23 protein-coding genes are annotated in these 23,037 nt (G+C 74.1%); 12 read left to right on the top strand and 11 right to left on the bottom strand.

Translation table 11 applies throughout. The annotated features are described in order from the left end of the window. The first annotated feature begins 51 nt into the window (after nt 1–51). Entirely contained in the window at nt 52–1,212 is a 1,161-nt protein-coding gene (locus ACGF4C_RS11570) for an adenosine deaminase (protein ID WP_393565354.1), read from the top strand. A 96-nt stretch (nt 1,213–1,308) separates the two neighbouring features. Here ACGF4C_RS11570 and rpsN read toward each other — a convergent pair whose 3' ends face one another. The 3 genes from rpsN to ACGF4C_RS11555 form a co-directional block, all read right to left on the bottom strand. After that, nucleotides 1,309–1,614: a 30S ribosomal protein S14 gene (gene rpsN, locus ACGF4C_RS11565; protein ID WP_393565352.1), complete on the bottom strand. Its 306-nt coding sequence runs from the start codon at nt 1,612–1,614 to the stop codon at nt 1,309–1,311. After that, nucleotides 1,614–1,850: a 50S ribosomal protein L28 gene (gene rpmB / locus ACGF4C_RS11560; protein WP_393565350.1), complete on the bottom strand. Its 237-nt coding sequence runs from the start codon at nt 1,848–1,850 to the stop codon at nt 1,614–1,616. Before rpmB ends, rpsN begins: the two co-directional genes overlap by 1 nt. Nucleotides 1,851–1,958: 108 nt before the next feature. Next, on the bottom strand, nt 1,959–2,981 hold the full coding sequence (locus ACGF4C_RS11555; protein WP_393565349.1) for an alcohol dehydrogenase catalytic domain-containing protein: 1,023 nt from the start codon (nt 2,979–2,981) through the stop codon (nt 1,959–1,961). Between the two features lie 168 nt (nt 2,982–3,149). Between ACGF4C_RS11555 and dhaK the strand changes: the two genes are divergently transcribed. The 3 genes from dhaK (at nt 3,150) to ACGF4C_RS11540 (ending at nt 5,309) form a co-directional block, all read left to right on the top strand. Continuing rightward, the gene (dhaK, locus tag ACGF4C_RS11550) at nt 3,150–4,142 is read left to right on the top strand and encodes a dihydroxyacetone kinase subunit DhaK (protein WP_393565347.1); all 993 of its coding nucleotides are present in this window, start codon (nt 3,150–3,152) and stop codon (nt 4,140–4,142) included. A 112-nt stretch (nt 4,143–4,254) separates the two neighbouring features. Next, on the top strand, nt 4,255–4,863 hold the full coding sequence (gene dhaL, locus ACGF4C_RS11545; RefSeq protein ID WP_393565345.1) for a dihydroxyacetone kinase subunit DhaL: 609 nt from the start codon (nt 4,255–4,257) through the stop codon (nt 4,861–4,863). Continuing rightward, entirely contained in the window at nt 4,860–5,309 is a 450-nt protein-coding gene (locus ACGF4C_RS11540; RefSeq protein WP_393565343.1) for a PTS-dependent dihydroxyacetone kinase phosphotransferase subunit DhaM, read from the top strand. The genes dhaL and ACGF4C_RS11540 overlap by 4 nt, the downstream gene beginning before the upstream one ends. Nucleotides 5,310–5,370: 61 nt before the next feature. Here ACGF4C_RS11540 and ACGF4C_RS11535 read toward each other — a convergent pair whose 3' ends face one another. Then, the gene (locus ACGF4C_RS11535; protein WP_393565341.1) at nt 5,371–6,189 is read right to left on the bottom strand and encodes an SAM-dependent methyltransferase; all 819 of its coding nucleotides are present in this window, start codon (nt 6,187–6,189) and stop codon (nt 5,371–5,373) included. 514 nt (nt 6,190–6,703) lie between these two features. Between ACGF4C_RS11535 and ACGF4C_RS11530 the strand changes: the two genes are divergently transcribed. Then, nucleotides 6,704–7,225 carry an RNA polymerase sigma factor gene (locus tag ACGF4C_RS11530; protein WP_393565339.1) on the top strand — a complete coding sequence of 174 codons (522 nt, stop codon included), beginning with the start codon at nt 6,704–6,706 and terminating at the stop codon, nt 7,223–7,225. Nucleotides 7,226–7,227: 2 nt separating this feature from the next. Next, on the top strand, nt 7,228–7,989 hold the full coding sequence (locus ACGF4C_RS11525; protein WP_393565337.1) for a hypothetical protein: 762 nt from the start codon (nt 7,228–7,230) through the stop codon (nt 7,987–7,989). A gap of 24 nt (nt 7,990–8,013) precedes the next feature. Here ACGF4C_RS11525 and ACGF4C_RS11520 read toward each other — a convergent pair whose 3' ends face one another. From ACGF4C_RS11520 to ACGF4C_RS11510, 3 genes are read right to left on the bottom strand one after another with little or no spacing between them, the layout of a single operon-like run. Beyond that, nucleotides 8,014–9,573 (bottom strand): aldehyde dehydrogenase family protein, encoded by a 1,560-nt coding sequence (locus ACGF4C_RS11520; RefSeq protein ID WP_393565335.1) that lies wholly within the window; start codon nt 9,571–9,573, stop codon nt 8,014–8,016. A 36-nt stretch (nt 9,574–9,609) separates the two neighbouring features. Beyond that, a complete protein-coding gene (locus ACGF4C_RS11515; RefSeq protein WP_393565334.1) occupies nt 9,610–11,046 on the bottom strand; it encodes a 2-oxoadipate dioxygenase/decarboxylase family protein in 1,437 nt (478 codons plus the stop codon). A gap of 42 nt (nt 11,047–11,088) precedes the next feature. Continuing rightward, nucleotides 11,089–12,285, bottom strand: a complete 1,197-nt coding sequence (locus tag ACGF4C_RS11510; protein WP_393565332.1) for an NAD(P)/FAD-dependent oxidoreductase — start codon at nt 12,283–12,285, stop codon at nt 11,089–11,091. Between the two features lie 294 nt (nt 12,286–12,579). On the opposite strand from ACGF4C_RS11510, the gene ACGF4C_RS11505 reads away from it, so the two are divergent. Further along, nucleotides 12,580–13,770 carry an exo-alpha-sialidase gene (locus ACGF4C_RS11505; RefSeq protein WP_393565331.1) on the top strand — a complete coding sequence of 397 codons (1,191 nt, stop codon included), beginning with the start codon at nt 12,580–12,582 and terminating at the stop codon, nt 13,768–13,770. A 9-nt stretch (nt 13,771–13,779) separates the two neighbouring features. Here the strand turns inward: ACGF4C_RS11505 and ACGF4C_RS11500 are convergent, their stop codons facing one another. Then, nucleotides 13,780–14,187, bottom strand: coding sequence for an STAS domain-containing protein (locus ACGF4C_RS11500; RefSeq protein WP_374102747.1), 408 nt, complete (start codon nt 14,185–14,187; stop codon nt 13,780–13,782). 293 nt (nt 14,188–14,480) lie between these two features. On the opposite strand from ACGF4C_RS11500, the gene ACGF4C_RS11495 reads away from it, so the two are divergent. The 5 genes from ACGF4C_RS11495 (at nt 14,481) to ACGF4C_RS11475 (ending at nt 19,633) form a co-directional block, all read left to right on the top strand. Next, nucleotides 14,481–15,242 carry a DeoR/GlpR family DNA-binding transcription regulator gene (locus ACGF4C_RS11495; RefSeq protein WP_393565328.1) on the top strand — a complete coding sequence of 254 codons (762 nt, stop codon included), beginning with the start codon at nt 14,481–14,483 and terminating at the stop codon, nt 15,240–15,242. 178 nt (nt 15,243–15,420) lie between these two features. Then, a complete protein-coding gene (locus ACGF4C_RS11490) occupies nt 15,421–16,800 on the top strand; it encodes an ABC transporter substrate-binding protein (protein ID WP_393565327.1) in 1,380 nt (459 codons plus the stop codon). After that, nucleotides 16,781–17,764 carry a carbohydrate ABC transporter permease gene (locus tag ACGF4C_RS11485; protein ID WP_393565326.1) on the top strand — a complete coding sequence of 328 codons (984 nt, stop codon included), beginning with the start codon at nt 16,781–16,783 and terminating at the stop codon, nt 17,762–17,764. The genes ACGF4C_RS11490 and ACGF4C_RS11485 overlap by 20 nt, the downstream gene beginning before the upstream one ends. Further along, nucleotides 17,761–18,609: a carbohydrate ABC transporter permease gene (locus tag ACGF4C_RS11480; protein ID WP_030411223.1), complete on the top strand. Its 849-nt coding sequence runs from the start codon at nt 17,761–17,763 to the stop codon at nt 18,607–18,609. The genes ACGF4C_RS11485 and ACGF4C_RS11480 overlap by 4 nt, the downstream gene beginning before the upstream one ends. 31 nt (nt 18,610–18,640) lie before the next feature. Continuing rightward, entirely contained in the window at nt 18,641–19,633 is a 993-nt protein-coding gene (locus ACGF4C_RS11475) for a zinc-dependent alcohol dehydrogenase family protein (protein ID WP_393565323.1), read from the top strand. Nucleotides 19,634–19,647: 14 nt separating this feature from the next. Here the strand turns inward: ACGF4C_RS11475 and ACGF4C_RS11470 are convergent, their stop codons facing one another. The 3 genes from ACGF4C_RS11470 to ACGF4C_RS11460 all read right to left on the bottom strand — a co-directional run bounded on the left by ACGF4C_RS11470 (nt 19,648) and on the right by ACGF4C_RS11460 (nt 22,908). Further along, nucleotides 19,648–20,661, bottom strand: a complete 1,014-nt coding sequence (locus tag ACGF4C_RS11470; RefSeq protein ID WP_393565322.1) for a winged helix-turn-helix domain-containing protein — start codon at nt 20,659–20,661, stop codon at nt 19,648–19,650. Nucleotides 20,662–20,883: 222 nt separating this feature from the next. Continuing rightward, entirely contained in the window at nt 20,884–21,357 is a 474-nt protein-coding gene (locus ACGF4C_RS11465) for an NUDIX domain-containing protein (protein WP_393565321.1), read from the bottom strand. Between the two features lie 3 nt (nt 21,358–21,360). Next, nucleotides 21,361–22,908, bottom strand: coding sequence for an ATP-dependent DNA ligase (locus ACGF4C_RS11460; RefSeq protein WP_393565319.1), 1,548 nt, complete (start codon nt 22,906–22,908; stop codon nt 21,361–21,363). Nucleotides 22,909–23,037 lie beyond the last annotated feature (129 nt).

Below are 23,037 nucleotides of genomic sequence, written 5' to 3'. Positions count from 1 at the left end.
CTCCCGGGACGCGTTCGCCGTCCCCGGGAAGTCGTGTCATACTCCCGCCCCATGACCTTGTCTGACAAGCTGCCGCTGGTGGCTCCCCACGTCCTCGATGAGCGGCAGATCCGGCGCGCTCCCAAGGTGCTGCTGCACGACCACCTCGACGGCGACCTGCGCCCCGCGACCGTCATCGAGCTGGCCGGGCACGTCGGGTACCGGAACCTGCCCACCACCGACCCCGCCGCGCTGGGCCGCTGGTTCCGCGACGCCGCCGATTCGGGTTCGCTGGAGCGCTACCTGGAGACCTTCGCGCACACCTGCGCGGTCATGCAGACCCCGGAGGCGCTCTTCCGGATCGCCGCCGAGTGCGCCGAGGACCTCGCGGCCGACGGCGTGGTCTACGCCGAGGTGCGCTACGCCCCCGAGCAGCACCTGGCCGGCGGGCTGTCCCTGGACGAGGTCGTGGACGCGGTCAACGCCGGCTTCCGGGAGGGCGAGCGCCGGGCCGCGGCCGCCGGCCGCCGCATCCGGGTCGGCACCCTGCTGTGCGCCATGCGCCACGCGGACCGCTCGCTGGAGATCGCCCGGCTCGCGGTCGCGCACCGCGACCGCGGGGTGGCCGGCTTCGACATCGCCGGGGGCGAGATCGGCAACCCGGCGAGCAACCACGCCGAGGCGTTCGACTACCTCCGCGCCCAGGGCGCCCGGGTGACCATCCACGCCGGTGAGGCGGTCGGCATGGACTCCATCCACGAGGCGGTACTGCGCTGCGGCGCCCACCGCATCGGCCACGGAGTGCGGATCACCGACGACCTCTCGACCGGCCCCGACGGCCGGGTCACGCTGGGCCGGCTCGCCTCGTACGTCCGCGACATGCGGATCGCCCTGGAGGTGTGCCCCACCTCCAACCTCCAGACGGGCGCCGCCGCCAGCTACCCCGAGCACCCGATCGACCTGCTCCGCCGGCTCGGCTTCCGGGTGTGCCTCAACACCGACAACCGGCTGGTCAGCGGCACGACGATGACGCAGGAGTTCCAGCACCTGGCCACCACCTTCGGCTACGGCGCGGCCGAGCTGGAGGAGTTCACGGTCAACGCGGTCAAGTCCGCCTTCCTCCCCTTCGACGAGCGCACCGCGCTGCTGAACGAGGTCGTCCTCCCCGGTTACGCACGGCTGCGCGCCGAGGAACTGGGCCGGGTCCCGGCCGGTGCGGGCAGTCTTGTCTGACAGCTAGCCATCGGCGGGGGCCGGCCCCCTCACGGCCCAGCGGCCCGGGCAGCCGCCCGGGCCGCTGCCTCATCTGCGGTGGCCCGCCTCCCCCGCCTACCAGGAGGACTTGGTGACCCCGGGGAGGAACCCGGCGTGCGCCTGCTGCCGCACCCGCACCCGGGACAGGCCGAACTTCCGCAGGTGCCCGCGCGGCCGGCCGTCCACACCGTCCCGGTTCCGTACCCGGGTCGCGCTCGCATCGCGCGGCTGCCGGCGCAACTCGGCCTGGGCGGCGGCGCGTTCGTCCTCGGTCGACGAGGGCCGCCGGATGATCTCCTTGAGCTCGGCGCGCCGGGTCGCGTACCGCTCGACGATCACCTTGCGCCGCTCGTTCTTCGCGATCTTGCTCTGCTTGGCCATCAGACCTTCCCCCCTCGCGCGCGGATGCGGGCCACCGCGGCCTCGATCCCGATGACGTCGACCGTCCTGATGCCCTTGACGCTGAGGGTGAGCCGGATGTGGCGGCCTTCGCTCGCCAGCCAGTAGCGCTTGCGCTGGATGTTCGGGTCGAACCGGCGGGACGTCCGGCGGTGCGAATGGGAGATGGTCTTGCCGAAGCCCGGTTCGGCGCCGGTCAGTTGGCAGTGGGCGGACATGTACGGACTACCTCTCGTCGGCCGCGGTTCACAGCGGAAGTTATCGATAATGGAAACCATTATCAACACTACCTCGCACGAGCGCCGCGGCGGAACGTGGGGTGCGCGTCAGCCAGGGATGAGCACCATCCGGAAGCGGGCCGTTCCGGAGAGCATCTTCCGGTAGGCCTCGTCGGTCCGGTCCAGCGGCGCGGTCTCGATCATCGGGCGGATGCCGCGCAGCGCGCTGAAGGCCATGGTGTCCTGCACGTCCTGGGCGGTGCCGGACGGATGGCCGCGGACGGCCTTGCCACTCATGATCAATTGCACCGGCCCGATCCCCAGCGGGTCGGGGGACACCCCGATGACCACCAACTCGCCGCGGTGGGACAGCCCGTCCACGGTCGCTGCGATGGCCTCGGAGTTGGCCGCGGTGGCCAGGACGACCTTGGCGCCGCCGAGGGACTGCAGGGCGTCCGCGACGGGGGTGGCCGCCGTGCTGTCGACGTAGTGGTGCGCGCCGAGCTGCTTGGCGAAGTCGGCCTTGGCGGCGCCACGGGCGATGGCCACGGTCTCGAAGCCCATCGCGGCCGCGTACTGCACGCCGAGGTGGCCGAGACCACCGATCCCGAGGACGGCGACCAGGTCGCCCGGCCGGGCGGGGCTGCGCCGCAGCCCGTTGAACGTGGTCACGCCCGCGCAGGCCATCGGCGCCGCCTCGGCCGCCGGAAGCGCCTCCGGGATGCGGGCCAGGGCGTCGGTCGGCGCGATCACCACGTCCGCGTAGCCGCCGTCGTACGCCCAGCCCGGGACCTTGAGGTTCTGGCACACCACGAAGTCGCCCTGCCGGCACGGCGGGCAGTGGTGGCAGCTGCCGCCGAACCAGCCGACGGCCACCCGGTCGCCCACGTGCCAGCCGTCGTCCGCGTCCGCGCCCAGCGCCTCGATGCGCCCGGCGATCTCGTGCCCGGGGACCAGCGGAAACCGTACGCCCGGGACCTGGGCGTCCACGAAGACGGCATCGCTGTGGCAGATCCCGCAGGCGTCCACGGCCACCCTGACCTGCCCGGGGCCGGGTTCCGGCACCTCGCGCTCGACGATCTCGAACGGGCGTTGGGCGGCGGCGACCTGGGCGGCGCGATAACTCCTCATACGGCTCTCCGGGGGCGTGCGGCGGGAATGTGCGGACGGCCCCCGTTCCAGCAGACCACCTCCGGGCCGATCACGCGCGCGCAGACACCCGGCGCGTGCCGGTGCCGTCGGCGCCGCCGCGGGCCGATACTTGAACCGCCGGACCGGCCCGCCCACCAGGAGGTACCCGTGAAGATGCTGATCAACGTGCCGGAGACCGTCGTCGGGGATGCGCTGCGGGGGATGGCCGCCGCGCATCCGGAGCTGGTGGTGGACGCCGAGAACCGGGTGGTGGTGCGCCGGGACGCACCGGTGGCGGAGAAGGTGGCGCTGGTGTCCGGGGGCGGCAGCGGGCACGAGCCGCTGCACGCGGGCTTCGTCGGGCCCGGGATGCTGGACGCGGCGTGCCCCGGAGAGGTGTTCACCTCGCCCGTACCGGACCAGATGGTGCGGGCGGCGGCCGCGGTGGACAGCGGGCGCGGGGTGCTGTTCGTGGTGAAGAACTACACCGGGGACGTGCTCAACTTCCAGATGGCGGCGGAGCTGGCGGAGGACGAGGGGATCCAGGTCGCCAGCGTGCTGGTGGACGACGACGTGGCGGTGACGGACTCGACGTTCACGGCCGGGCGGCGCGGCACGGGCGCGACGCTGTTCGTGGAGAAGATCGCCGGAGCGGCGGCCGAGGAGGGCATGCCGCTGGAGCGGGTGGAGGCGGTGGCCCGGCAGGTCGTCCGGTCCTCGCGCAGCTTCGGGGTGGCTCTGAGCGCGTGCACGACGCCGGCCAAGGGCAGCCCGACGTTCGATCTGCCCGCCGGTGAGCTGGAGTTGGGCGTGGGCATCCACGGCGAGCCGGGGCGGGAGCGGCGGCCGATGATGACCTCGCGGGAGATCGCGGACTTCGCGCTGGACGCGGTCCTGGAGGACCTCGAACCGCGGCTGCCGGTACTGGTGCTGGTCAACGGCATGGGCGCGACCCCGCTGCTGGAGCTGTACGGGTTCTCCGCGGAGGTGCGCCGGGTGCTCGACGAGCGCAAGGTGGCGGTGGCCCGTACGCTCGTCGGCAACTACGTGACGTCGCTGGACATGGCGGGCTGCTCGGTGACGCTGTGTCAGGTGGACGGGGAGCTGCTGCGGTTGTGGGACGCGCCGGTGCAGACGGCCGGGCTCCGGTGGGGCCGGTAGCGGAGCCGCCGGCGGGCCCGGGCCGTTTACCCGTCCCGGTGCTCGTGTATGTAGCTGGGTACCCGTTGCCGCAGGTGAACCGAGAGCAACTCGATCTTTAGGAGAGTGGTCCGTGTCCGGAACGGCCCTGGATGCCGCGTTCTTCGTACGCTGGATGACGGCGGCGGCCGCCGCCATCGACCGGGAGGCGGAGCGGCTCACCGAGCTGGACTCGGCCATCGGTGACGCCGACCACGGCACGAACATGCAGCGTGGTTTCGCGGCCGTGGTGAAGATGGTGGAGGCCGAGCCGCCGGCCACGCCCGGGGCGGTGCTGACCGCGGCCGGGCGGCAGCTGATCTCCAGCGTGGGCGGGGCGTCCGGACCGCTGTACGGCACGCTGCTGCGGCGTACGGGGAAGGCGTTGGGCGACGCGGCGCAGGTGTCCGCCGAGGAGCTGCGGGCCGGGCTGGGGGCCGGGGTGCACGCGGTGGGGCAGCTCGGCGGGTCGGCGCCGGGTGACAAGACCATGCTGGATGCGCTGGTGCCCGCCGTCGAGGCGCTGGCCACGTCCTTCGAGGCGGCGGCCGGGGCGGCCGGGGAGGGCGCGCGGTCGACGGTGCCGATGCTGGCCAAGAAGGGGCGGGCGAGCTATCTCGGCGAGCGCAGCATCGGTCACCAGGACCCGGGGGCCACGTCCTCGGCGCTGCTGTTCGGGGCACTCGCCGAGGTGGCGAAGTGAGCGGCGGGGGTGAAGTGAGCGGCCAGGGCCCGGCCGGCGGTGCGGAGGCGCTGGTCGGGGTGGTGCTGGTGTCGCACAGCGGCCCGGTCGCGGAGTCCGTGGCCGCGCTGGCCGTCGGGCTGGCCGGGGGCGGCACCAAGGCGCCGGTGGCCGCCGCGGGCGGCACCCCGGACGGCGGGCTGGGCACCAGTGCGGAGCTGATCACGGAGGCGGCCCGGCGGGTGGACCGCGGGGCGGGGGTGGCGCTGCTGGTCGATCTGGGCAGCGCGGTGCTGACCGTCAAGGCGCTGCTCGCCGAGGAGGACGAGCTCCCCGAGGGCGCGCGGCTGGTGGACGCCCCCTTCGTGGAGGGTGCGGTGGCCGCGGTGGTCACCGCCTCGGCCGGGGCGGATCTGGACGCGGTCGCGGCGGCGGCCGGGGAGGCGTACGGCTACCGGAAGCAATGAGCGGGCGGGGCGGCCCCGTTCGGCCGCTTCCGGCCCGCTTTCGCCCCCGGCACTCCTCGCGTCAGGGCTTGCGGGCGACGGCCGCGTAGCAGGCGGCCTCGGCGTCGGTGACGTGGGTGGCGTCGGCGGGGTCGTCCGGCCGCCACTGGTGGGAGAGGGTGATGCCCGGTTCCAGCAGGTCCCAGCCGTCGAAGAAGCGGAGGAACTCGGGGCGGGAGCGGAACTGCAGGCGGGTCCCGGCATCGCCGTAGATCTTGATGATCTTCTGCATCGTCTCGGGGGCGAAGTCCGCGGTGGCGTGGCTCATGGCGAGCGTGGAGCCGCTGGGGAGGGCCGCCTTGAGGGTTTCGACGATGGTGTGGGCGCGGTCCCGGCCGTCGTCGGGGACGAAGTGCATCAGGGCGTTGAGGCTGAGGGCGACCGGCCGGGAGAGGTCGAGGGTGTCGAGGAGTTGCGGCGCGCCGAGGATGCCCACGGGGTCGGTGACGTCGGCCTGGACGTAGGCGGTGCGGCCCTCGGGGGTGCTGAGCAGCAGGGCCGCGGCGTGCGCGAGGACGATCGGGTCGTTGTCGGTGTAGACGATCCGGGCGTCGGGGGCGCTGCCCTGGGCGATGTCGTGCAGGTTGGGCGGGGTGGGGATGCCGGTGCCGATGTCGAGGAACTGGCGCAGGCCGGACTCGGCGAGCAAGCGGGTGGCGCGGTGCATGAACTCGCGGTTGATGCGGGCCGCGACCAGTGCGGAGGGGAACACCCCGAGCACGCTGCCGGCGGCCATCCGGTCGGCGAGGAAGTTGGTCTTGCCGCCCAGGAAGTAGTCGTAGATCCGGGACGAGTGGGCCCGGTCCAGCTGTAGGTCCACCACGGGCTCGTGCTCGTTCATCGTCCGCTGCCTCCCCAGGTACGGCTCACACTCGGGTCCGGCGCCGCCGGTCGGGCGGGCCAGGGGCGCACGCGAAGGAAGCGTGCGCCCCCAGCGCGGCCTTTCGGCCGTTGTGCGCGGGACTGTGGGAGCTCTGCCCGGTGACGGCCGGATCATGCGGGGCGCACACCCGCGCAGGCAGTGACAGTCCGCCAGGTCGGTGTCACGATTCGTCACATGCCATCGTCATGGGTAGTCATATGAATACGCAGCGGAAGATTTTTGCGCCCCTCGTGCCACAAACGGGCCCTGTTTCCTGTTCATTGGAGGGTGAGGGCAAACCGTCCTCCCGCTGTCCCCGGGACACCGACACCCGGTCAGCGGTGCACGGCAAACGGAACGAGGACTGCTCGTGAGCGCAGACCGGGACCGACTTCTACCGGCGTGCGCCCCGGCGCACACCCTCATCACGGAGTTAGCCGCGCTCCCCCGGTGCCCGCTTCCGCCCGTGACACCGGCCCGGTCCGACCGCCAATTGTCCATAACCTTCGAGGCGTTCCTCGCCACCCATGCCCGCAAGTGGCTGACCTATGCCTATCTGCACACGGGCAGCGAGCCCGCGGCCCGCGAGGTCACGCTGGCCGCCTACGAGCAGCTCGGCCGGCTGTGGCCGCACGCGCTGCGGCAGGCGTCGGTGGAGGCGTACGCCTGGTCGGTCCTCAAGGAGCGGGTGGTGGAGTGGCTCTACGACCACCAGCAGCCCACCGCCCTCACCGAGACCGCCGCCTTCGCCGTGGTCACCCATGCCCTGCTGCGCGAGTGCCAGCAGCAGTTCGCCATGCTGGAAAGCCAGTTGGGGCTGTACGCGGCGATCGCCAGACTGCCGGAGCGGCAGTGCGACGTGATCGTGCTCCGGCACGTCATCGGCTACAGCGACGCCCAGATCGGCGCCCTGCTCGGCGTCGACGAAGTCACCGTCCGCTCCTACGCGAGCCGCGGCAAGCGCAAGCTCGCCGCGGCGCTCGGTATCGATCAGGGAAATCCCAGGGGGAACTGACCATGTCGCACACCCATTCCACCGGGCGGCGGGAAACCGTCGAGACGCTGCTCAGCGCCGCCGCCGCGGTCGCCGGGACCGGCGGGCCGGCGGGCCTGTACGGTCCCGGCGGGTTGACGCCGCCCGGTGGCCCCGGCCGGATCGGCGTCCCCGTACCGGCGGGTGCCCTCGCGGCGGACGGGGCAGGGCCGGCCGGGCTGCCGGGCCGGGCCGACCGGGCGGCGCCGAGCGGCTATCCGAGCGCCCGGGACGAGGCCACCCATGAACTCCAGCTGGCCTGTGCGCTGGTGGTGAACGCCGCGCCGGCCGCGGCCAGCCTGGAGCGGCTGGTCGACGACCACCACATCGATCCCGAGGGCGCACTGGTCTTCGCCTGTCTGCTGCACATCACGGGCCGCACCGACGCGGCGCACTTCTGGTGGCACTTCGGCGCCGGCGCCGGCAGCCGGACCGCCGCCTACTGCCTGTACCTCTCGCACCGCCGCAACGGCGAGTACCGCGACGCCGCGTACTGGCGGGAGCAGGCCGCGCACGGGCCCGACGAGGAGCGTCCCTCGGTGGCCGCGTTCGACGAGAAGCAGCTGCTCCCGGACGCGGCCCGGCACAACCTCCTGGTCCAGTGGCACAGCGGGCTCGCCCCGACCCTGCCGGCCGCCCTGGAGCACGTGATCAACCAGCTCGTCGTGGACAGCGACGACGAGGACTTCGGCGAGATCCCGCGCCCCTCCCCCACCCTGGTCCGGGACCTCGGCCGGACCTGGTAGCCGGGCGGCCGGCGGGGCAGGTGGTCACAGGAAGCTGACGCCCTGGGCGAGCGGGAGGTCCGCCGAGTAATTGACGGTGTTGGTGGCCCGGCGCATATAGGCGCGCCAGGCGTCGGAGCCGGACTCGCGGCCGCCGCCGGTCTCCTTCTCCCCGCCGAAGGCGCCGCCGATCTCCGCCCCCGACGTGCCGATGTTGACGTTGGCGATCCCGCAGTCGGACCCGTCGGCGGCGAGGAAGCGTTCGGCCTCGCGCTGGTCGCGGGTGAAGATGCTGGAGGACAGCCCCTGCGGCACGTCGTTGTGCAGCGCGAGCGCCTCGTCGAAGGTGCGGTAGGTCAGGACGTAGAGGATCGGCGCGAAGGTCTCGGTGCGGACGATCGCGTGCTGCTCGGGCATCCGCACGATCGCCGGGCGCAGGTAGGCGGCCTCCGGCGCCTCGTCCGCCAGACACCGCTCGCCACCGGTCAGCAGCTTCCCGCCGGCCCGCTGCGCGGCGGCCAGCGCCTTTGACATCGCCGTGCGGGCGGCGGGGCCGATCAGCGGGCCGACCAGCGTGGCCGGGTCGAACGGGTCGCCCACCGGCAGCTGTCGGTACGCGTGGACGAGGCGCGTGAGGAAGCGGTCGGCGACGTCCTCGTGGACGATCAGCCGGCGCAGCGTCGTACAGCGCTGGCCCGCGGTGCCGGCGGCGGAGAAGACCACGGCGCGGACGGTCAGGTCCAGGTCGGCCGACGGGGTGACCACGGCGGCGTTGTTGCCGCCGAGTTCGAGCAGGCAGCGGCCGAACCGGGCGGCCACCCGGGGCGCGACCTCGCGTCCCATGCGGACCGAGCCGGTCGCGCTGACCAGGGCCACCCGCGGGTCGTCGGCCAGCCGCTCCCCGCAGTCCCGGGCGCCGAGCAGCAGCCGGTGCACCCCGGCGGGCGCGCCGGTGTCGGCGGCGGCCCGGGCGAGCAGCGCGTCGCAGGCCAGCGCGGTGAGCGGGGTGAGCTCGGACGGCTTCCAGACCACCGGGTCGCCGCAGACCAGGGCGATCGCGGTGTTCCAGGACCACACGGCGACCGGGAAGTTGAAGGCGGAGAGCACCCCGACCACGCCGAGCGGGTGCCAGCTCTCGGAGAGCCGGTGACCGGGGCGTTCGCCGGCGATGGTGCGGCCGTAGAGCTGGCGGGACAGGCCGACCGCGAAGTCGCAGATGTCGATCATCTCCTGGACCTCACCGAGCGCCTCGGAGCGGATCTTGCCGGCCTCGATGGTGACCAGGTCGGCGAGGTCCTCCTGATGGGCGGTCAGCAGCGCGCCCAGCCGCTTGACCAGCGCCCCGCGCCGCGGCGCGGGCACCGTGCGCCACTCCTGGAACGTCCGGTGCGCCTCGGCGACGGCCGCGTCGATCTGCTCCGGCGTGGTGGCGGCGAGGCCGGCGAGGAGGCCGCCGGTGAGGGGCGTACGGGCGGGGAGGGTCCGGCCGGCGGCGGCGGTGACGGCGTCGAGGTCGGCGCCGCAGCGGCGGAGGGCGGTGGCCGCGCGGGCGCGCAGCGCGGCGGTGTCGGGGAGCCAGGGGCCGGCGGGGGTGGCGGCGGGCATGTCGCGCTCCTGGGGTGAGAAGGGGCCAAGGGGTGTTCAGGGGGCGGGGACGGGTTCCGCGTCGATCAGTTCCCCGTGGTCCAGGGCGCGTAGCGCGGCACCCGCCCGGAGGGTGAACAGCGCCTGCCGCAGCGAACGGTCCTGCTGCCCGGCGTAGAGCGCGAACGGGTCGGCCACCGGGCGGCCGATCGCCTCGGACAGCCGGTCGGCGTCGAAGGGCGCGCCGGCCAGGTCCGCGTCGTGGCGGCCCGCCCCCGTCAGGTTGGAGCGGAAGATGCCGGCGGCGGAGCGCGGCAGGAAGTCCTCGTAGACGATCGGGTGGGCGGTGACCCAGCCGTGGGTGAGCAGGCCGGCCAGGTCGGCGGGCGGGCGCCGGCCGTCCCGGGGGCGCGCGGGCTCCGGGCGGTAGGTGAAGAACGCCAGGTGGGAGACGGCGAGTTGGTGTTCGGAGCCGGGGAAGCCCTGGAGCCAGAGGCAGCGGGCGGTCTGCTGCCGGTCGGCGCCCGGGCGCAGTACCGTCCGGCGGTCGGTCTCGGCCATGAGGTGGTCGTAGCGGGCCCGGCCGGCGCGGGTGAGGGCGATCCCGCGCGCCTCGACCTCGCCGAACCGGACGCGCAGTGCGCCGCGGGTGAGCCGGCCGTCGGGCTCGCGGAAGGTCCGGGTCTCGGCCAGGGCCCGGAAGGAGGTCTGGCGCAGCAGGACGTCCGGGCCCTCCCAGCGCGGGGGCCCCTGGATCCGGTCGATCATGGTGATGCCGCGTTCGCCCATGCGGCGGTGGAGGGCGTCGATGTCGAGGACGCGCGGGGTCAGGTGGTTGAGGTGGGTGGTCGTCACCCCGCCGATGTCGGCGGCGACGGCCGAGACCCGTTCCAGTTCGGCGTACCAGGCGCGGTCGACCGGCTCCGGTGAGAGGGCGAACGCGGCGGCCGCGAGGGTGAGGAAACGTTCGGCCTGGGGGTCGGGGAGCCCGCCCTCCGCCTCCGCGCGGGCGGCCAGGGTGAGGAGTTCGGGCGGGAAGAGCTGCCGGCGGGCGAGGAAGGCGTCGAGCCGGGCGGCGAGGTCCGAGCCGAAGAAGCGGCGGTCGGAGGTGGTCAGGAGGGAGGTGAAGACCCGGAAGGGGTTGCGTTCCAGTTCCTCGGGGGCGGTCGGCCGGAAGGCGGTGGAGACGACCGGCACCGCGCCCTCGCCGCCGTCCCGCAGGTCGTAGAAGCCCACCGGGTGCATGCCGAGCGCCGCGAAGACCTGGGCGGCCTGCCGGAGTTCCTCCGGTGTGCCGACGCGGATGGCGCCGTGCCGTTCCACGCCGACCCGGGCCGGGCCGCCGAGCCGGCCGGCCTCCGGGTCCCGGGCCGTGACCTCGTCGTTGATCTGCCCGGTCACCTCCAGCAGCGTGGTGTACGCGGGGACTTCGGTGCCGTACATGCCGGACAGCCGGCGGGCGAACGCGGCGCGCAGTTGCCAGGTGGGGACCATACGCAGCTCCGGGGGACGGGGAGGGGACGGGTGCCGGGCGGGTCAGATGATGTGGGCCTCCGGGCGGGCCGCGGGCGGCGCGCCGTCGTCGAAGCGGGCCGCGGCGAGCGGGCCGATGTCGAGGAACGGCTCGCGGCCCAGGTAGAGGTCGCGGACGAGTTCGCCGACGGCCGGGGCCTGGAGGAAGCCGTGGCCGGAGAAGCCGGTGGCGTACAGGAACCGGCCGGGGCGGCCGGCCTCGCCGATCAGCGCGTTGCGGTCGGGGGTCATCTCGTAGAGGCCGGCCCAGCCGTCGACGACCGGGAGGCCGGCGAGGTCCGGGGCCCGGCGGGCCGCGGCGGCACGCAGCGGGGCCAGCCACTCGCGGCTGAACCCCCGCCCGAATCCCGGGGGTTGGCGGGGGTCGGAGAGGCCCATGAGCAGTCCGCCGGCGCCGTCGTTGTGGAAGTAGAGGGTGGAGCCGAAGTCGAGGGTGAAGGGGATCCGGGGCGGGGCGGGGTGCAGCGGGCCGGTGAAGGCGATCTGCCGGCGCAGCGGGGTGACCGGGAGGGCGACCCCGGCCAGCGCGCCGACGGCCCGGGACCAGGCGCCCGCGCAGCAGATGACGGTGGAGGTGCGGACCGTGCCGTGCGGGGTGTGCACGGCACGGATCACGCCGTCCGTGGTGTCGACGGCGGTGACCGGGCAGCGGGTGCGGACGGTCGCGCCGAGCCGGCGGGCGGCGCGCAGATAGCCGGCGACCGCGGCCCGGGGCAGGGCGTGGCCGTCGGTGGGTGAGTAGGCGGCGGCGACGATGCCGCGGGCGTCGACGTAGGGGCACAACTCCTGGGCGGCGCGCGGGCCGACGATGCGGCTGGGGACGCCGTGCCGGTTCTGGGTCTCGACGCCCTGGGTGAAGAGGGCCAGTTCGCGGTCGTCGGCGAGGAGGAAGAGGTAGCCGACGGTGGTCAGGCCGATGTCGGCGCCGGGCCGGCGGGCGAAGTCCCGCCAGGCGGCCAGGCTGCGCAGCCCGAGCCGGATGTTGAGCGGGTCGGAGAACTGGGCGCGGACGCCGCCGATCGGCTTGCCCGAGGAGCCGGAAGCGGGCCGGTCGCGTTCCAGCAGGAGCACCCGGCCGACGCCCGCCTCGGCCAGGTGGAAGGCGATGCTCGCGCCGATCACCCCGCCGCCGACGATCACCACGTCGGCCCGTCCGGGCAGGGGCTCCGGGGTCGTGGCCGATGCCGCGTCGGAAGCCATCCGGTCCGCCTTCCCGTGTCGCGGTGCGGGAGCCGGTGCCGGTCGGGCACCGGTGGTGCAGAGGATGACGGGCGTGCCGTCGCGCGTCCATGGGGCGGGCGGCGGACGCGGGGTCCCGGGTTCCGGAACTGCCGGGTTCCCGGTCCCAGGGTTCTGGGCGGGGCGGGGTTGCGCAAGGTGGCCGGCTGCTCCGGGCGCGCGGTCCGGTCACCCCGACGGGGCCGGTCGGCGCGCCCGCCGGGGCGCCCGCGCGCACGCTGGAGCGGCCGCCGTCGTGTCCGCCTGGAGGTCCCGGTGCCCGCAGCCGCCCGCTTCCGCGCCCTGGCCGTGCTGCTCGCGGCGGGCCTCGGCGCCGTCCTGCCGGCCGCGCCGGGGGTCCCCGCCGCCGTGCCGGTCCCGGGAGCCGGCCGGGGTTTGTTCGAGACCACGGACCTGGCGGTGTCCGGGCAGGGCGCGCACACGTACCGGATCCCGGCGCTGGCCACGCTGCCGGACGGCACGCTGATCGCGGCGTACGACCGGCGGAACCACAGCGCGGCCGATCTGCCGGGCGACGTGGACGTGATGGTGCGGCGCAGTGTCGACAAGGGGCGCACCTGGAGCGCACCGCAGGCGGCGGTGGACTACGACGGCGGGGTGGGCGCCGGGGACCCGAGCCTGCTGGTGGACCGGACGACCGGGCGGGTCTTCCTCTTCCACGCGTACGCGCCCAAGGGGGTCGGCTTCGGCACCGCGGGCACCGGCAACGCGCACGACAGCACCAGCGTGCTGCACACCGATTACAGCTGTTCCGACGACGGCGGCCGCAGCTGGCGGCACCGCCGGATCACCCGGTCCCTCAAGGACCCGTCCTGGCGCGGCATCTTCGCCTCCTCCGGGTCCGGCAGCCAGCTGTCCGGCGGGCGGCTGCTGCAGCAGTACGCGTTCCGCACGGCGGACGGCGGCATGTGGGCGGCGAGCGCGTACAGCGACGACCACGGGGCGACCTGGCACCTGGGGACGCCGGTGGGGCCGCGGATGGACGAGAACAAGACCGTCGAGCTGGCCGACGGGCGGGTGCTGCTCAACAGCCGCACCACGAGCACGCCCCGGCGGCTGGTCGCGCACTCGCGGGACGGCGGGCTGTCGTACAGCGCCCCGGTGGCCGACGACGAGCTGCCCGATCCGGCCAACAACGCCTCGATCCTGCGGTACGACCCGGCGGCGCCGGCCGGCCGGCCGCGGGCGCACTGGCTGCTGTTCAGCAATACGGCGAGCGCCCGGGCCCGGGAGAACCTCACCGTGCGGGGCTCGTGCGACGACGGGGAGAGCTGGCCGGTGTCCCGGACCGTGGTGCCGGGGCCGGCCGGGTACTCGACGCTGACCCGGCTGCCGGACGGCACGTTCGGGCTGCTCTACGAGTCCGGCCCGTACCGGAAGATCACCTTCGCCCGGTTCGACGGGGCGTGGCTGGGGATGCGCTGCCCGGGGCCGTCACCCGGGTGAACCGCCCCTTCACACGGACGGGTCCTCGACGGCGGGCGGCCAGGCCGGGCGGGCGCCGTCGGGGACGGCGGCCAGCGCATGGCCGACCGTCGGGTAGCAGGAGAAGACGCCGAGGGACTGGGTGCCGACCAGCAGCCGGAGCATCCGTACGCCGAGGGAGGCCAGCAGCAGCCGGCCCTCCAGGCGGCGGCAGAGCCATTCCAGGGCCAGCAGGCAGCTGAGTCCCCGGGAGTCGCAGAAGCGCAGGGCGGTCAGGTCCAGCACGAGGAAGCGGTGGCCGGCCGAGACCACCGACCGCGCTTCGGCGAGGAACGCCTGCTCGGTGCGGAGGTCGAGTTCTCCGCTGACCCGCAGCACCGCGCACTCCTCCGCCTCCACGACCGAGGTGACCGCCAACGACCGCATCTCCGAGCTCATGCCGTCCAGACTATGCGGCGCCGACGCCGGCACCACCGCTGCGGGCGGCCGGATCCGATCGGGCGGTCCCGGTGGGCCACGGGCACCCCACAGGAGCGGTACGGGCAGCCGCCCGGGGCCCCGTCCGGTGCAGAAGCGGTCCCGGGCGGGCAAAAACGGGCAGTTTTTCTGTCGCTACGGGCAGGACTCCGGTCGGCCCCGGTTGCTATAAACCTGATGCGGGCGGAAACGGGCAGGCCCGTGACCGAACGGAAGCCACCGGAAAACCACCGGACACCGGGCAGGAGTGAGCCATGAGGGCCGAGGAACGCCAGCACCGCATCCTCGCGCTGGCCCGGCAGTCCGGCCGGGTCGAGGTCGCCGATGCCGCGGCCGAGTTCGGCGTGGCCCGCGAGACCGTCCGGCGCGACCTGAGCGAACTGGAGCGCCGCGGGCTGGTCCGGCGGACGCACGGGGCCGCGTACCCGGTCGAGAGCGCCGGTTTCGAGACCACGCTCGCCCGGCGGGAGACCCAGCAGGTGGCCGAGAAGCGGCGGATCGCCGCGGCCGCCGCGGAGCTGGTCGGCTCCGCCGAGACGGTGTTCGTCGACGAGGGCTACACCCCGGAGCTGGTCGCCATGCTGCTGCCCACCGACCGACCGCTGACCGTGATCACCGCCTCGCTGCGGACCGCGTCCCTGGTCTCCGCCGCGGAGTCCGCCACCGTGCTGCTCGCCGGCGGCCGGGTGCGCTCCGGGACGCAGGCGACGGTGGGCTCCTGGGCCCGCGACATGCTCTCCCGGTTCGTGATCGACCTGGCGTTCCTCGGGGCGAACGGCATCTCCCGGGAGCACGGACTGACCACCCCCGACCCGGCGGTCGCGGAGGTGAAGGAGCAGGCCGTCCGCTCCTCGCGGCGGCGGGTGCTGGTCGGGGTGCACAGCAAATTCGGCGCCAGCAGCTTCTGCCGGTTCGCCGAGGTCGGCGACTTCGACACGATCGTCACCGACGCGGGGCTGTCCGCGCCGGAGGCCCACCGCTACTCCCTCCTGGGGCCGCAGGTGCTCCGGGTCTGACCCAAGGCCCGGACGAAACCGGTCCGCAGCACACCACCAGCCGCCGCCGAGGCCGCACCGCACCGCGGGCCCTCGTGCGGTTCCCCCACCGTGCCCCGGCACGACCTTGTATCCCCGTATCCCCGTATCCCCGTATCCCCGACATGCCGACATGCAGTGAAAAAGAGAGGTATGAGCCGTGCGAGCACGATCCCCCGGGCCACGCCGCGGCCCCCGCGCGGCGGGGCTCACCGCCCTGGCCCTGACCCTGTCGCTGTCCACCACCGGCTGCTACCGCGGCGCCGGTGACGCCGGCAACGACGGCCGCAACACCCTGAACGTCCTGATGGTCAACAACCCGCAGATGGTGGATCTGCAGCGGCTCACCGCCGAGCACTTCACCAAGGAGACCGGCATCAAGGTCAACTTCACCGTGCTGCCGGAGGACGACCTGCGCGACAAGATGAGCCAGGACTTCTCCAGCCAGGCCGGCCAGTACGACGTGGCCAGCGTCAGCAATTACGAGACCCCCATCTACGCCCGCAACGGCTGGCTGGCGGAGCTCGGCACCCGCGCCGCGAAGGACCGGGCGTTCGACCAGCACGACATCCTCCCGCCGCTCCGCAGCTCCCTCACCGCCGCCGACGGCAAGATCTACGCGGAGCCGTTCTACGGCGAATCGTCCTTCCTGATGTACCGCAAGGACCTGCTCAAGGCCGCCGGCCTGACCATGCCCGCGCACCCCACCTGGCACCAAGTGGCCGCACTGGCCGCCAAGTTGGACGGGTTCCGCAAGGGCATGAAGGGCATCTGCCTGCGCGGCCAGCCCGGCTGGGGCCAGCTGGCCGCCCCGCTGACCACCGTCGTCAACACCTTCGGCGGAACGTGGTTCGACAAGGACTGGAAGGCACGGGTCAACAGCCCGGAATTCACCCGGGCCACCCGCTTCTACGTCCATCTGGTCCGCAAGCACGGCGAGGCGGGCGCCCCGCAGGCCGGCTACACCGAGTGCCTCAACGACATGCAGCAGGGCAAGGTCGCCATGTGGTACGACGCCACCGCCGGCGCCGGCTCCCTGGAAACCACCGGATCCAAGGTCGCCGGCAGGATCGGCTACGCCCCCGCCCCGGTCGAGCGCACCCGCACCTCCGGCTGGCTCTACACCTGGGCCTGGGGCGTGCAGAAGGCCAGCACCCACCAGGACGCCGCCTGGAAGTTCATCCGCTGGGCCTCGGGCGCCGCGTACGAACGGCTGGTGGGCCGCGAACTGGGCTGGTCGAGGGTGCCCGGCGGCAAACGGGCCTCGCTCTACCGCAACCCCGACTACACCCGGTCCGCCGGCGCCTTCGCCGCGGCCACACAACAGGCCATCGGCTCGGCCCGGCCCGCCGACCCCGGCGTCCAGCAACGCCCCGCCCCCGGGATCCAGTTCGTCGGCATCCCCGAATTCTCCGACCTCGGCACCAAGGTCTCGCACGAGATCAGCGCGGCCATCGCCGGCAAGCAGAGCGTGCCCGAGGCCCTTACCGCGAGCCAGCGACTGGCGCAGGAGGTGTCCGATGCCTACGCAGACCACTGAACCGGCCCGGGAGGCCGCGTGCCCGGCAACACCGCCGGCCGGCGGACCGGTCGCCCGCGCCCGCCGCACCGGGCGGGCCAAGGACTGGGCCCGGCGCGCCCCGCTCCTGCCCGCCCTGGTCTTCCTGATCGCCGTCACCCAGCTCCCGTTCGTGGCGACGGTGGTGATCTCCTTCACCCGCTGGAACGCGCTCGCCCCCGACCACCGCGGCTTCGCCGCCCTCGCCAACTACCGGGCGGTCTTCACCGATCCGGCACTGCGGTCCTCGGTGGGCACGACGGTGCTGCTGACCGTGACCGTGGTGCTGGTCAGCCTGGTGCTCGGGCTGGGCCTGGCGCTGCTGCTGGACCGCAGCTTCCGCGGCCGCGGCATCGTCCGGACGCTGCTCATCACCCCGTTCCTGGTCGTTCCGGTGGCCTCCGCACTGCTGTGGAAGCACGCCCTCTACAACGCCTCCTACGGGCTGATCAACGGCTCGCTCACCTGGATATGGGGCCTGTTCGGCAGTGACCACGCACCGCAGCCGGACTGGATGACCGCTGTGCCGCTGGCCTCGGTCGAGGTGTCGCTGATCTGGCAGTGGACCCCGTTCATGATGCTGATCCTGCTGGCCGGGCTGCAGAGCCGGGCGGCCGACGCGGTCGAGGCGGCCCGGATGGACGGGGCCTCCACCTTCGACATCTTCCGCTACCTCACCCTGCCGCATCTGCGCCGCTACCTCGAACTGGCCGCGCTGCTGGGCACCGTCTACGTCGTCCAGAACTTCGACGCGGTGTTCACCATCACGTCCGGGGGCCTGGGCACCGCCAACCTCCCGTACGCCATCTACCAGACCTTCTACCAGGCCCACGACTACGGACGGGCGTCCGCGCAGGGCGTCGTCGTGGTCGTGTGCTCCCTGCTCGTGGCGACCTTCGCGCTGCGTACCGTCTCGTCCCTGCTGCGCGAGGAGGTCACCCGATGAACCGCGCACCCCTGACCCGGCGCCCACGGCGGACCGGGAGCCTGCTGGGCCTGGCGGCCTGGCTGTGCGGGATCGCCTTCTTCCTGCCCGTCGCCTGGATGGTGCTGACGTCCTTCCACAGCGAGGCGGACGCCGCGACCAACCCGCCGAGCGTCGGCGCGGGGCTGAGCCTGCACGGCTACCGGGAGTTCTTCGGCGCGGACAGCGGCGTCAGTCCCTGGCCGCCGCTGCTCAACTCCCTGACGGCATCGGTGGTTTCCACCCTGCTCGTGCTGGCGCTCGCCGTCCCGGCCGCGTACGCCCTGGCCATCAAGCCGGTACGGAAGTGGAGCGACGTCCTCTTCTTCTTCCTCTCCACGAAGATGCTGCCGCTGGTGGCCGGCCTGCTGCCGGTGTACCTCGTCGCCCAGAACACCGGGCTGCTCGACAGCGTCTGGCTGCTGGTCATCCTCTACACGTCGATGAACCTGCCGATCGCGGTGTGGATGATGCGCTCGTTCCTCGCCGAGGTGCCGGTGGAGATGCTGGAGGCGGCCTCGATCGACGGTGCCGGGCTGACCACCACGCTGACCCGCATCGTGGCCCCGGTCGCCCTGCCCGGCATCGCCGCGACCGCGCTGATCTCGTTCATCTTCAGCTGGAACGAGCTGCTGTTCGCCCGGGTCCTGACCGGGATCGTGGCCGGCACCGCACCGGTGTTCCTGACCGGACTCGTGACCAGCCAGGGCCTGTTCCTGGCCAAGGTGTGCGCCGCCGCCACCGTCATCTCGCTCCCGGTGCTCGTCGCCGGGTTCGCCGCCCAGGACAAACTCGTCCAGGGCCTGTCGCTCGGAGCCGTGAAATGACTCGCGGCCGTGCAACGAAGGGAACCGTGAAATGAAGGCCGCACTGATCAGCGCCCCCGGCAAGGTCGAGGTCACCACCGTGGACGACCCCACCCCCGGGCCGCGCGAGGTCGTGGTCCAGGTCGCCGCCTGCGGGCTGTGCGGCACCGATCTGCACATCCTCCAGGGCGAGTTCGCACCCACCCTGCCGGTCGTCCCGGGCCACGAGTTCGCCGGTACGGTCGTCGCGACCGGCAGCGCGGTCACCGAGCTCGCCGAGGGCGACCGGGTGGCCGTCGACCCCTCCCTGTACTGCCACGAGTGCCACTACTGCCGGATCGGCCGCAACAACCTCTGCGAGCGCTGGGCCGCGATCGGGGTGACCACGGCCGGCGGCGCCGCCGAGTTCGCCGTGGCCCCGGTCGCGAACTGCGTCAAGCTGCCCGACCACGTCCGCACCGAGGACGCGGCCCTGATCGAGCCGCTGTCCTGCGCGGTCCGCGGCTACGACATCCTGCGCTCCCAGCAACTGGGCGGCCAGGTGCTGATCTACGGGTCGGGCACGATGGGCCTGATGATGCTGGAGCTGGCCAAGCGGACCGGTGCGGCCGGCGTGGACGTCATCGACATCAACCCCGAACGGCTGGCCACCGCCCGCACACTGGGCTGCAGCAACGCCGCCGGCTCCGCCGACGAGCTGGACCGGCCGCGCGGCTGGGACGTGGTCATCGACGCCACCGGCAACGCACGCGCCATCCAGGACGCGCTCGGCCGGGTCGGCAAGGGAGGCACGTTCCTCCAGTTCGGCGTGGCCGACTACGCCGCCCGCGCCGTCATCGAGCCGTACCGGATCTACAACCAGGAGATCACCATCACCGGCTCGATGGCCGTCCTGCACAGCTACGAACGCGCCGCGGAACTCTTCGCGGCGGGCGTCCTCGACCCGGAGGTCTTCATCAGCGACCGCCTCCCCCTGGACCACTACGCCGAGGCGATCGGCCGGTTCCAGGGCGGGCAGGGCCGCAAGATCCAGGTCTGCCCGTAGGACGTCTCCGGCCCTCACTCCGCCCGGCGCGCCGGCGCGAGCTCGCCGTGCAGCAGCGCGCTGCCGAGCGGGGTGAGGGCATGGACGACGCAGCCGCCGTCGCGCCGGCTGCGGGCCAGGTTGGCCTCGCGCAGCGCGCTGACGTGCTCGCTGGCCGACGGCGCGGAGACCCGTAGCCGGCGGGCCAGTTCACCGGTGGTGGCGGGCGCGTCGAGGGCCGCGAGGACCCGGGCCCGGGTGCGGCCGAGCAGGGCGGACAGCGCCTCCGGGCGGCAGCCGCGGGCGGCGTCCGGCGCCCAGCCGGTTCCGTGTTCCACCGGGTGGACGAGGACCGGCGGCAGGCCGGGGTCGGCGAGCGCGATGGGCCGGCGCCAGCAGAAGTGGGACGGGATCAGCCGCAGCCCGCGGCCGCGCAGATGCAGCTCGCGCTCGCAGGGATAGTCCACGGACAGCACCGGCGGGTCCCAACGCGCGGACGGGCGAAGGGAGTTGAGCATGCCGTCCACCCCGCCGCGGCAGAACGCGCGGGTCCGGGTGCCGCGGTCGCAGCCGACCGTGGCGGCCACCTCGGTCCAGTCCGGCGCGACCACCGCACGGTGCACCTCCGCAAGGGCGGTGGCCAGTTGGTCGAGCGGCTGCCGGCTGCCCGCGGCCAGCGCACCGGTCCAGCGCGGCAGCCGGGCCGGCAGCGCGGCCCGGGCGGCCTCCGCGACCAGCCGGTCGGCGGGGGTGTCGCGGAGCGCCGCCAGGCCCGCGGCGAGCCCGTCGCGGGCCGCGTCGGGGGTGAGGAAGTCCGGGAAGTAGCGGGCGCCGGCCGGGGCGAGGACGCTGATCAGCCGGGCGGCCCGGGCCAGCCCGCGCGCGTCCAGCTCGCGCCGGGCCCGGGCCCGCCAGGCCGCGTACACCGGCACTCCAGGACCGGCCGGCACCAGCTGGTGCACCGCCAGCACCGTTTCCCAGAGCGGATCGGGTTCCGCGGCGATCTGCACCCGCGCGACGTCCCGGTCCTCGAAGTGGATGCGCAACATGCGGCCCCCGCAGCATGCTCATGACCCCGTTGCCGGAGCCCTGTGTTCCGGGCCTCCCCCGGGCCCCGCCGTCAGCCTGCCGGGCCGGGGACGGGGTGTCCAGGGCGGGGGCCGGCCGGCCGTGTGCACAGGTGGTGAAGGCGGGGGGGCGCGGGACGCGGTGCGCGAGCGGCCCGGCGGCCGGTTCCGGGCACGGGACGGGGCCTTGGCGGGCCCCGGAGGTCAGCCGCCGGCCGTGAGCCGCTCGGCGAGCCGGGCCAGGAACACCCGCTGCCCCGTCACCAGCCGCCCGTGCGCCTCGTCCGGGGAGAACCACGCCACCCGGTCGATCTCCGGGAAGCTGCGGACCGTGCCGGAGCCGCGCGGCCATTCCATGGTGAAGGTGCCGGGCACGATCCGTTCCGGGTCGAGATCGCCCTCGACGGCCCACACGGTCACCACCTTGCCCCCGGACTGCCGGGTCTCCCCCAACGGCAGGTAGGTGCCGTCGGGCGGCGGCATCCCGAGCTCCTCCTCGAACTCCCGCCGGGCGGCGGCCCACGGCTCCTCGGGCGGCAGGTACTCCCCCTTGGGCACGGACCAGGCGCCCGCGTCCCGCCGGGCCCACAGCGGTCCGCCCATGTGCGCCAGCAGCACCTCGACGCCGGGCCCGCCGCTGCGGTACACCAGCAGCCCGGCGCTGCGCCGCGCCGCCACGGCCTACGCCTCCCCGCCGGGATGCGCGGCGAGGACGGTGCCCACCGTGTCCGCCTCGGCGGCCGTCTTGTCGTCCCGGTAGCGCACCACGCGCGCGAACCGCAGCGTCACCCCCGCCGGGTAGCGCGAGGACGTCTGCAGCCCGTCGTAGGCGATCTCCACGACGAGTTCCGGCCGCACGATCACCACATGCCCGTCGTCGGACACCGCGAGCTCCCGCAGCCGCTCGGTCTGCCAGCCGAGGACGGTGTCGGTGAGCCCCTTGAAGGTCTTGCCGAGCATGACGAACCCGCCGTCCGGGTCGCGGGCGCCCAGGTGGAGGTTGGACAGCTTTCCGGTGCGCCGGCCGTGCCCCCACTCCGCCGCGAGCACCACCAGATCCAGGGTGTGCACCGGCTTCACCTTCAGCCAGGCGGCACCCCGGCGGCCCGCGCTGTACGGGGCGTCGAGCGCCTTGACCATCACGCCCTCGTGGCCGCGGTCGAGCGTCCGGGTCCAGAACTCCTCGGCGGCCGCGCGGGCCGCGGGATCGGCCGGGTCCTCGACCACACAGCGCCGCACCCGCATCGGCTCCGGCACCAGCCGCGCCAGCTCCGCATGCCGCCGGGCGCCCGGCAGTTCCAGCAGTTCCCGGCCGTCCACCGCCAGCACGTCGAAGAAGACCACGGACAGCGGCAGCGCGGCCTGCGCGGCGGCGACATCGACCCGTGAGCCGAACCGGCCCGCGACCTGCTGGAACGGCACCGGACGGCCGCTTCGTCCGAGGGCGATCACCTCACCGTCGAGGATGAAGCGGTCGGCCGGCAGCTCCCGGGCGGCGGCGGTCACCTCGGGCAGCCGCCCGGTGACCTCGTCCAGTGTGCGGGTGTAGATCCGTACGTCCGGGCCGTCCCGGTGCACCTGGACGCGGATGCCGTCGAGCTTCTCCTCGACGGCGCAGGCCCCCAGTTTGTCGAGGGCCTCGGCCACGGACTTCGCGCTGTGCGCCAGCATCGGCCCGACCGGCCGGCCGACGGTCAGCCGGAAGCGGGTCAGTGCCGCCGGCCCCTCCGCGAGCAGCTCCCGGGCCACGTCCTGCAGCGAGCCGGCGAGCATCACCGCCCGCCGCACGTCCTCGGCCGGCACCTCGGTCGCCGCGGCCAGCCCCTCGACCGCGAGGGCGTCCAGCGCGCCCTGGCGCACCTCGCCGGTGAGCAGCGCGACCAGGAACCGCTGTTCCTCGGCGGTCGCCGCGCCCAGCAGCTCCCGCACCCGCCGGCGCCGCTCCGCCTGCGCCCCGGCCCCGGCGACCCCGGCCAGCCCGGTCAGCGCCGCGTCCGCCTCCTCCACGGTCAGCGTGGCCCGCTCCGCCGCCGGGACCGGCTCGCGCAGCACGCTCCAGCCGACCCCGATCCGCCCCTGGGGCAGCCGCCCGGCCAGATACGGGATGACCACCGGGACGTCCTCCGGCGCCGCGGCCCGGAACAGCCCGGCCAGCAGCGCGATCTTCCGCGACCGCGCGGAGGTCGCGGCCACCTCCCCTGACACCTGCGCGAGATCGGCCAGCAACATAGGGCCATGGTGCCTCCGTACGGCCCGCGGCGCAGGTGGGCCCGCCGTGAAGTAGCCTCACCCACAAGCAATTTCTGCCCCGAACGGGCTGCTGCCGGCTCAGCCGGTTCCCCCGGTGGCGCGCGAGGG

It is taken from the genome of Streptomyces sp. NPDC048197, assembly GCF_043202395.1.
Classification (GTDB): domain Bacteria; phylum Actinomycetota; class Actinomycetes; order Streptomycetales; family Streptomycetaceae; genus Streptomyces; species Streptomyces siderophoricus.
This window is presented reverse-complemented; position numbering and strand designations above follow the sequence as displayed.

Bases quoted from the DNA above. Each gene is read 5' to 3' on its own strand.
- ACGF4C_RS11570 (WP_393565354.1), top strand. From the start codon at position 52: ATGACCTTGTCTGACAAGCTGCCGCTGGTGGCTCCCCACGTCCTCGAT.
- rpsN (WP_393565352.1), bottom strand. From the start codon at position 1,614: ATGGCCAAGCAGAGCAAGATCGCGAAGAACGAGCGGCGCAAGGTGATC.
- rpmB (WP_393565350.1), bottom strand. From the start codon at position 1,850: ATGTCCGCCCACTGCCAACTGACCGGCGCCGAACCGGGCTTCGGCAAG.
- ACGF4C_RS11555 (WP_393565349.1), bottom strand. From the start codon at position 2,981: ATGAGGAGTTATCGCGCCGCCCAGGTCGCCGCCGCCCAACGCCCGTTC.
- ACGF4C_RS11535 (WP_393565341.1), bottom strand. From the start codon at position 6,189: ATGAACGAGCACGAGCCCGTGGTGGACCTACAGCTGGACCGGGCCCAC.
- ACGF4C_RS11525 (WP_393565337.1), top strand. From the start codon at position 7,228: ATGTCGCACACCCATTCCACCGGGCGGCGGGAAACCGTCGAGACGCTG.
- ACGF4C_RS11520 (WP_393565335.1), bottom strand. From the start codon at position 9,573: ATGCCCGCCGCCACCCCCGCCGGCCCCTGGCTCCCCGACACCGCCGCG.
- ACGF4C_RS11515 (WP_393565334.1), bottom strand. From the start codon at position 11,046: ATGGTCCCCACCTGGCAACTGCGCGCCGCGTTCGCCCGCCGGCTGTCC.
- ACGF4C_RS11510 (WP_393565332.1), bottom strand. From the start codon at position 12,285: ATGGCTTCCGACGCGGCATCGGCCACGACCCCGGAGCCCCTGCCCGGA.
- ACGF4C_RS11500 (WP_374102747.1), bottom strand. From the start codon at position 14,187: ATGAGCTCGGAGATGCGGTCGTTGGCGGTCACCTCGGTCGTGGAGGCG.
- ACGF4C_RS11495 (WP_393565328.1), top strand. From the start codon at position 14,481: ATGAGGGCCGAGGAACGCCAGCACCGCATCCTCGCGCTGGCCCGGCAG.
- ACGF4C_RS11485 (WP_393565326.1), top strand. From the start codon at position 16,781: ATGCCTACGCAGACCACTGAACCGGCCCGGGAGGCCGCGTGCCCGGCA.
- ACGF4C_RS11480 (WP_030411223.1), top strand. From the start codon at position 17,761: ATGAACCGCGCACCCCTGACCCGGCGCCCACGGCGGACCGGGAGCCTG.
- ACGF4C_RS11475 (WP_393565323.1), top strand. From the start codon at position 18,641: ATGAAGGCCGCACTGATCAGCGCCCCCGGCAAGGTCGAGGTCACCACC.
- ACGF4C_RS11470 (WP_393565322.1), bottom strand. From the start codon at position 20,661: ATGTTGCGCATCCACTTCGAGGACCGGGACGTCGCGCGGGTGCAGATC.
- ACGF4C_RS11460 (WP_393565319.1), bottom strand. From the start codon at position 22,908: ATGTTGCTGGCCGATCTCGCGCAGGTGTCAGGGGAGGTGGCCGCGACC.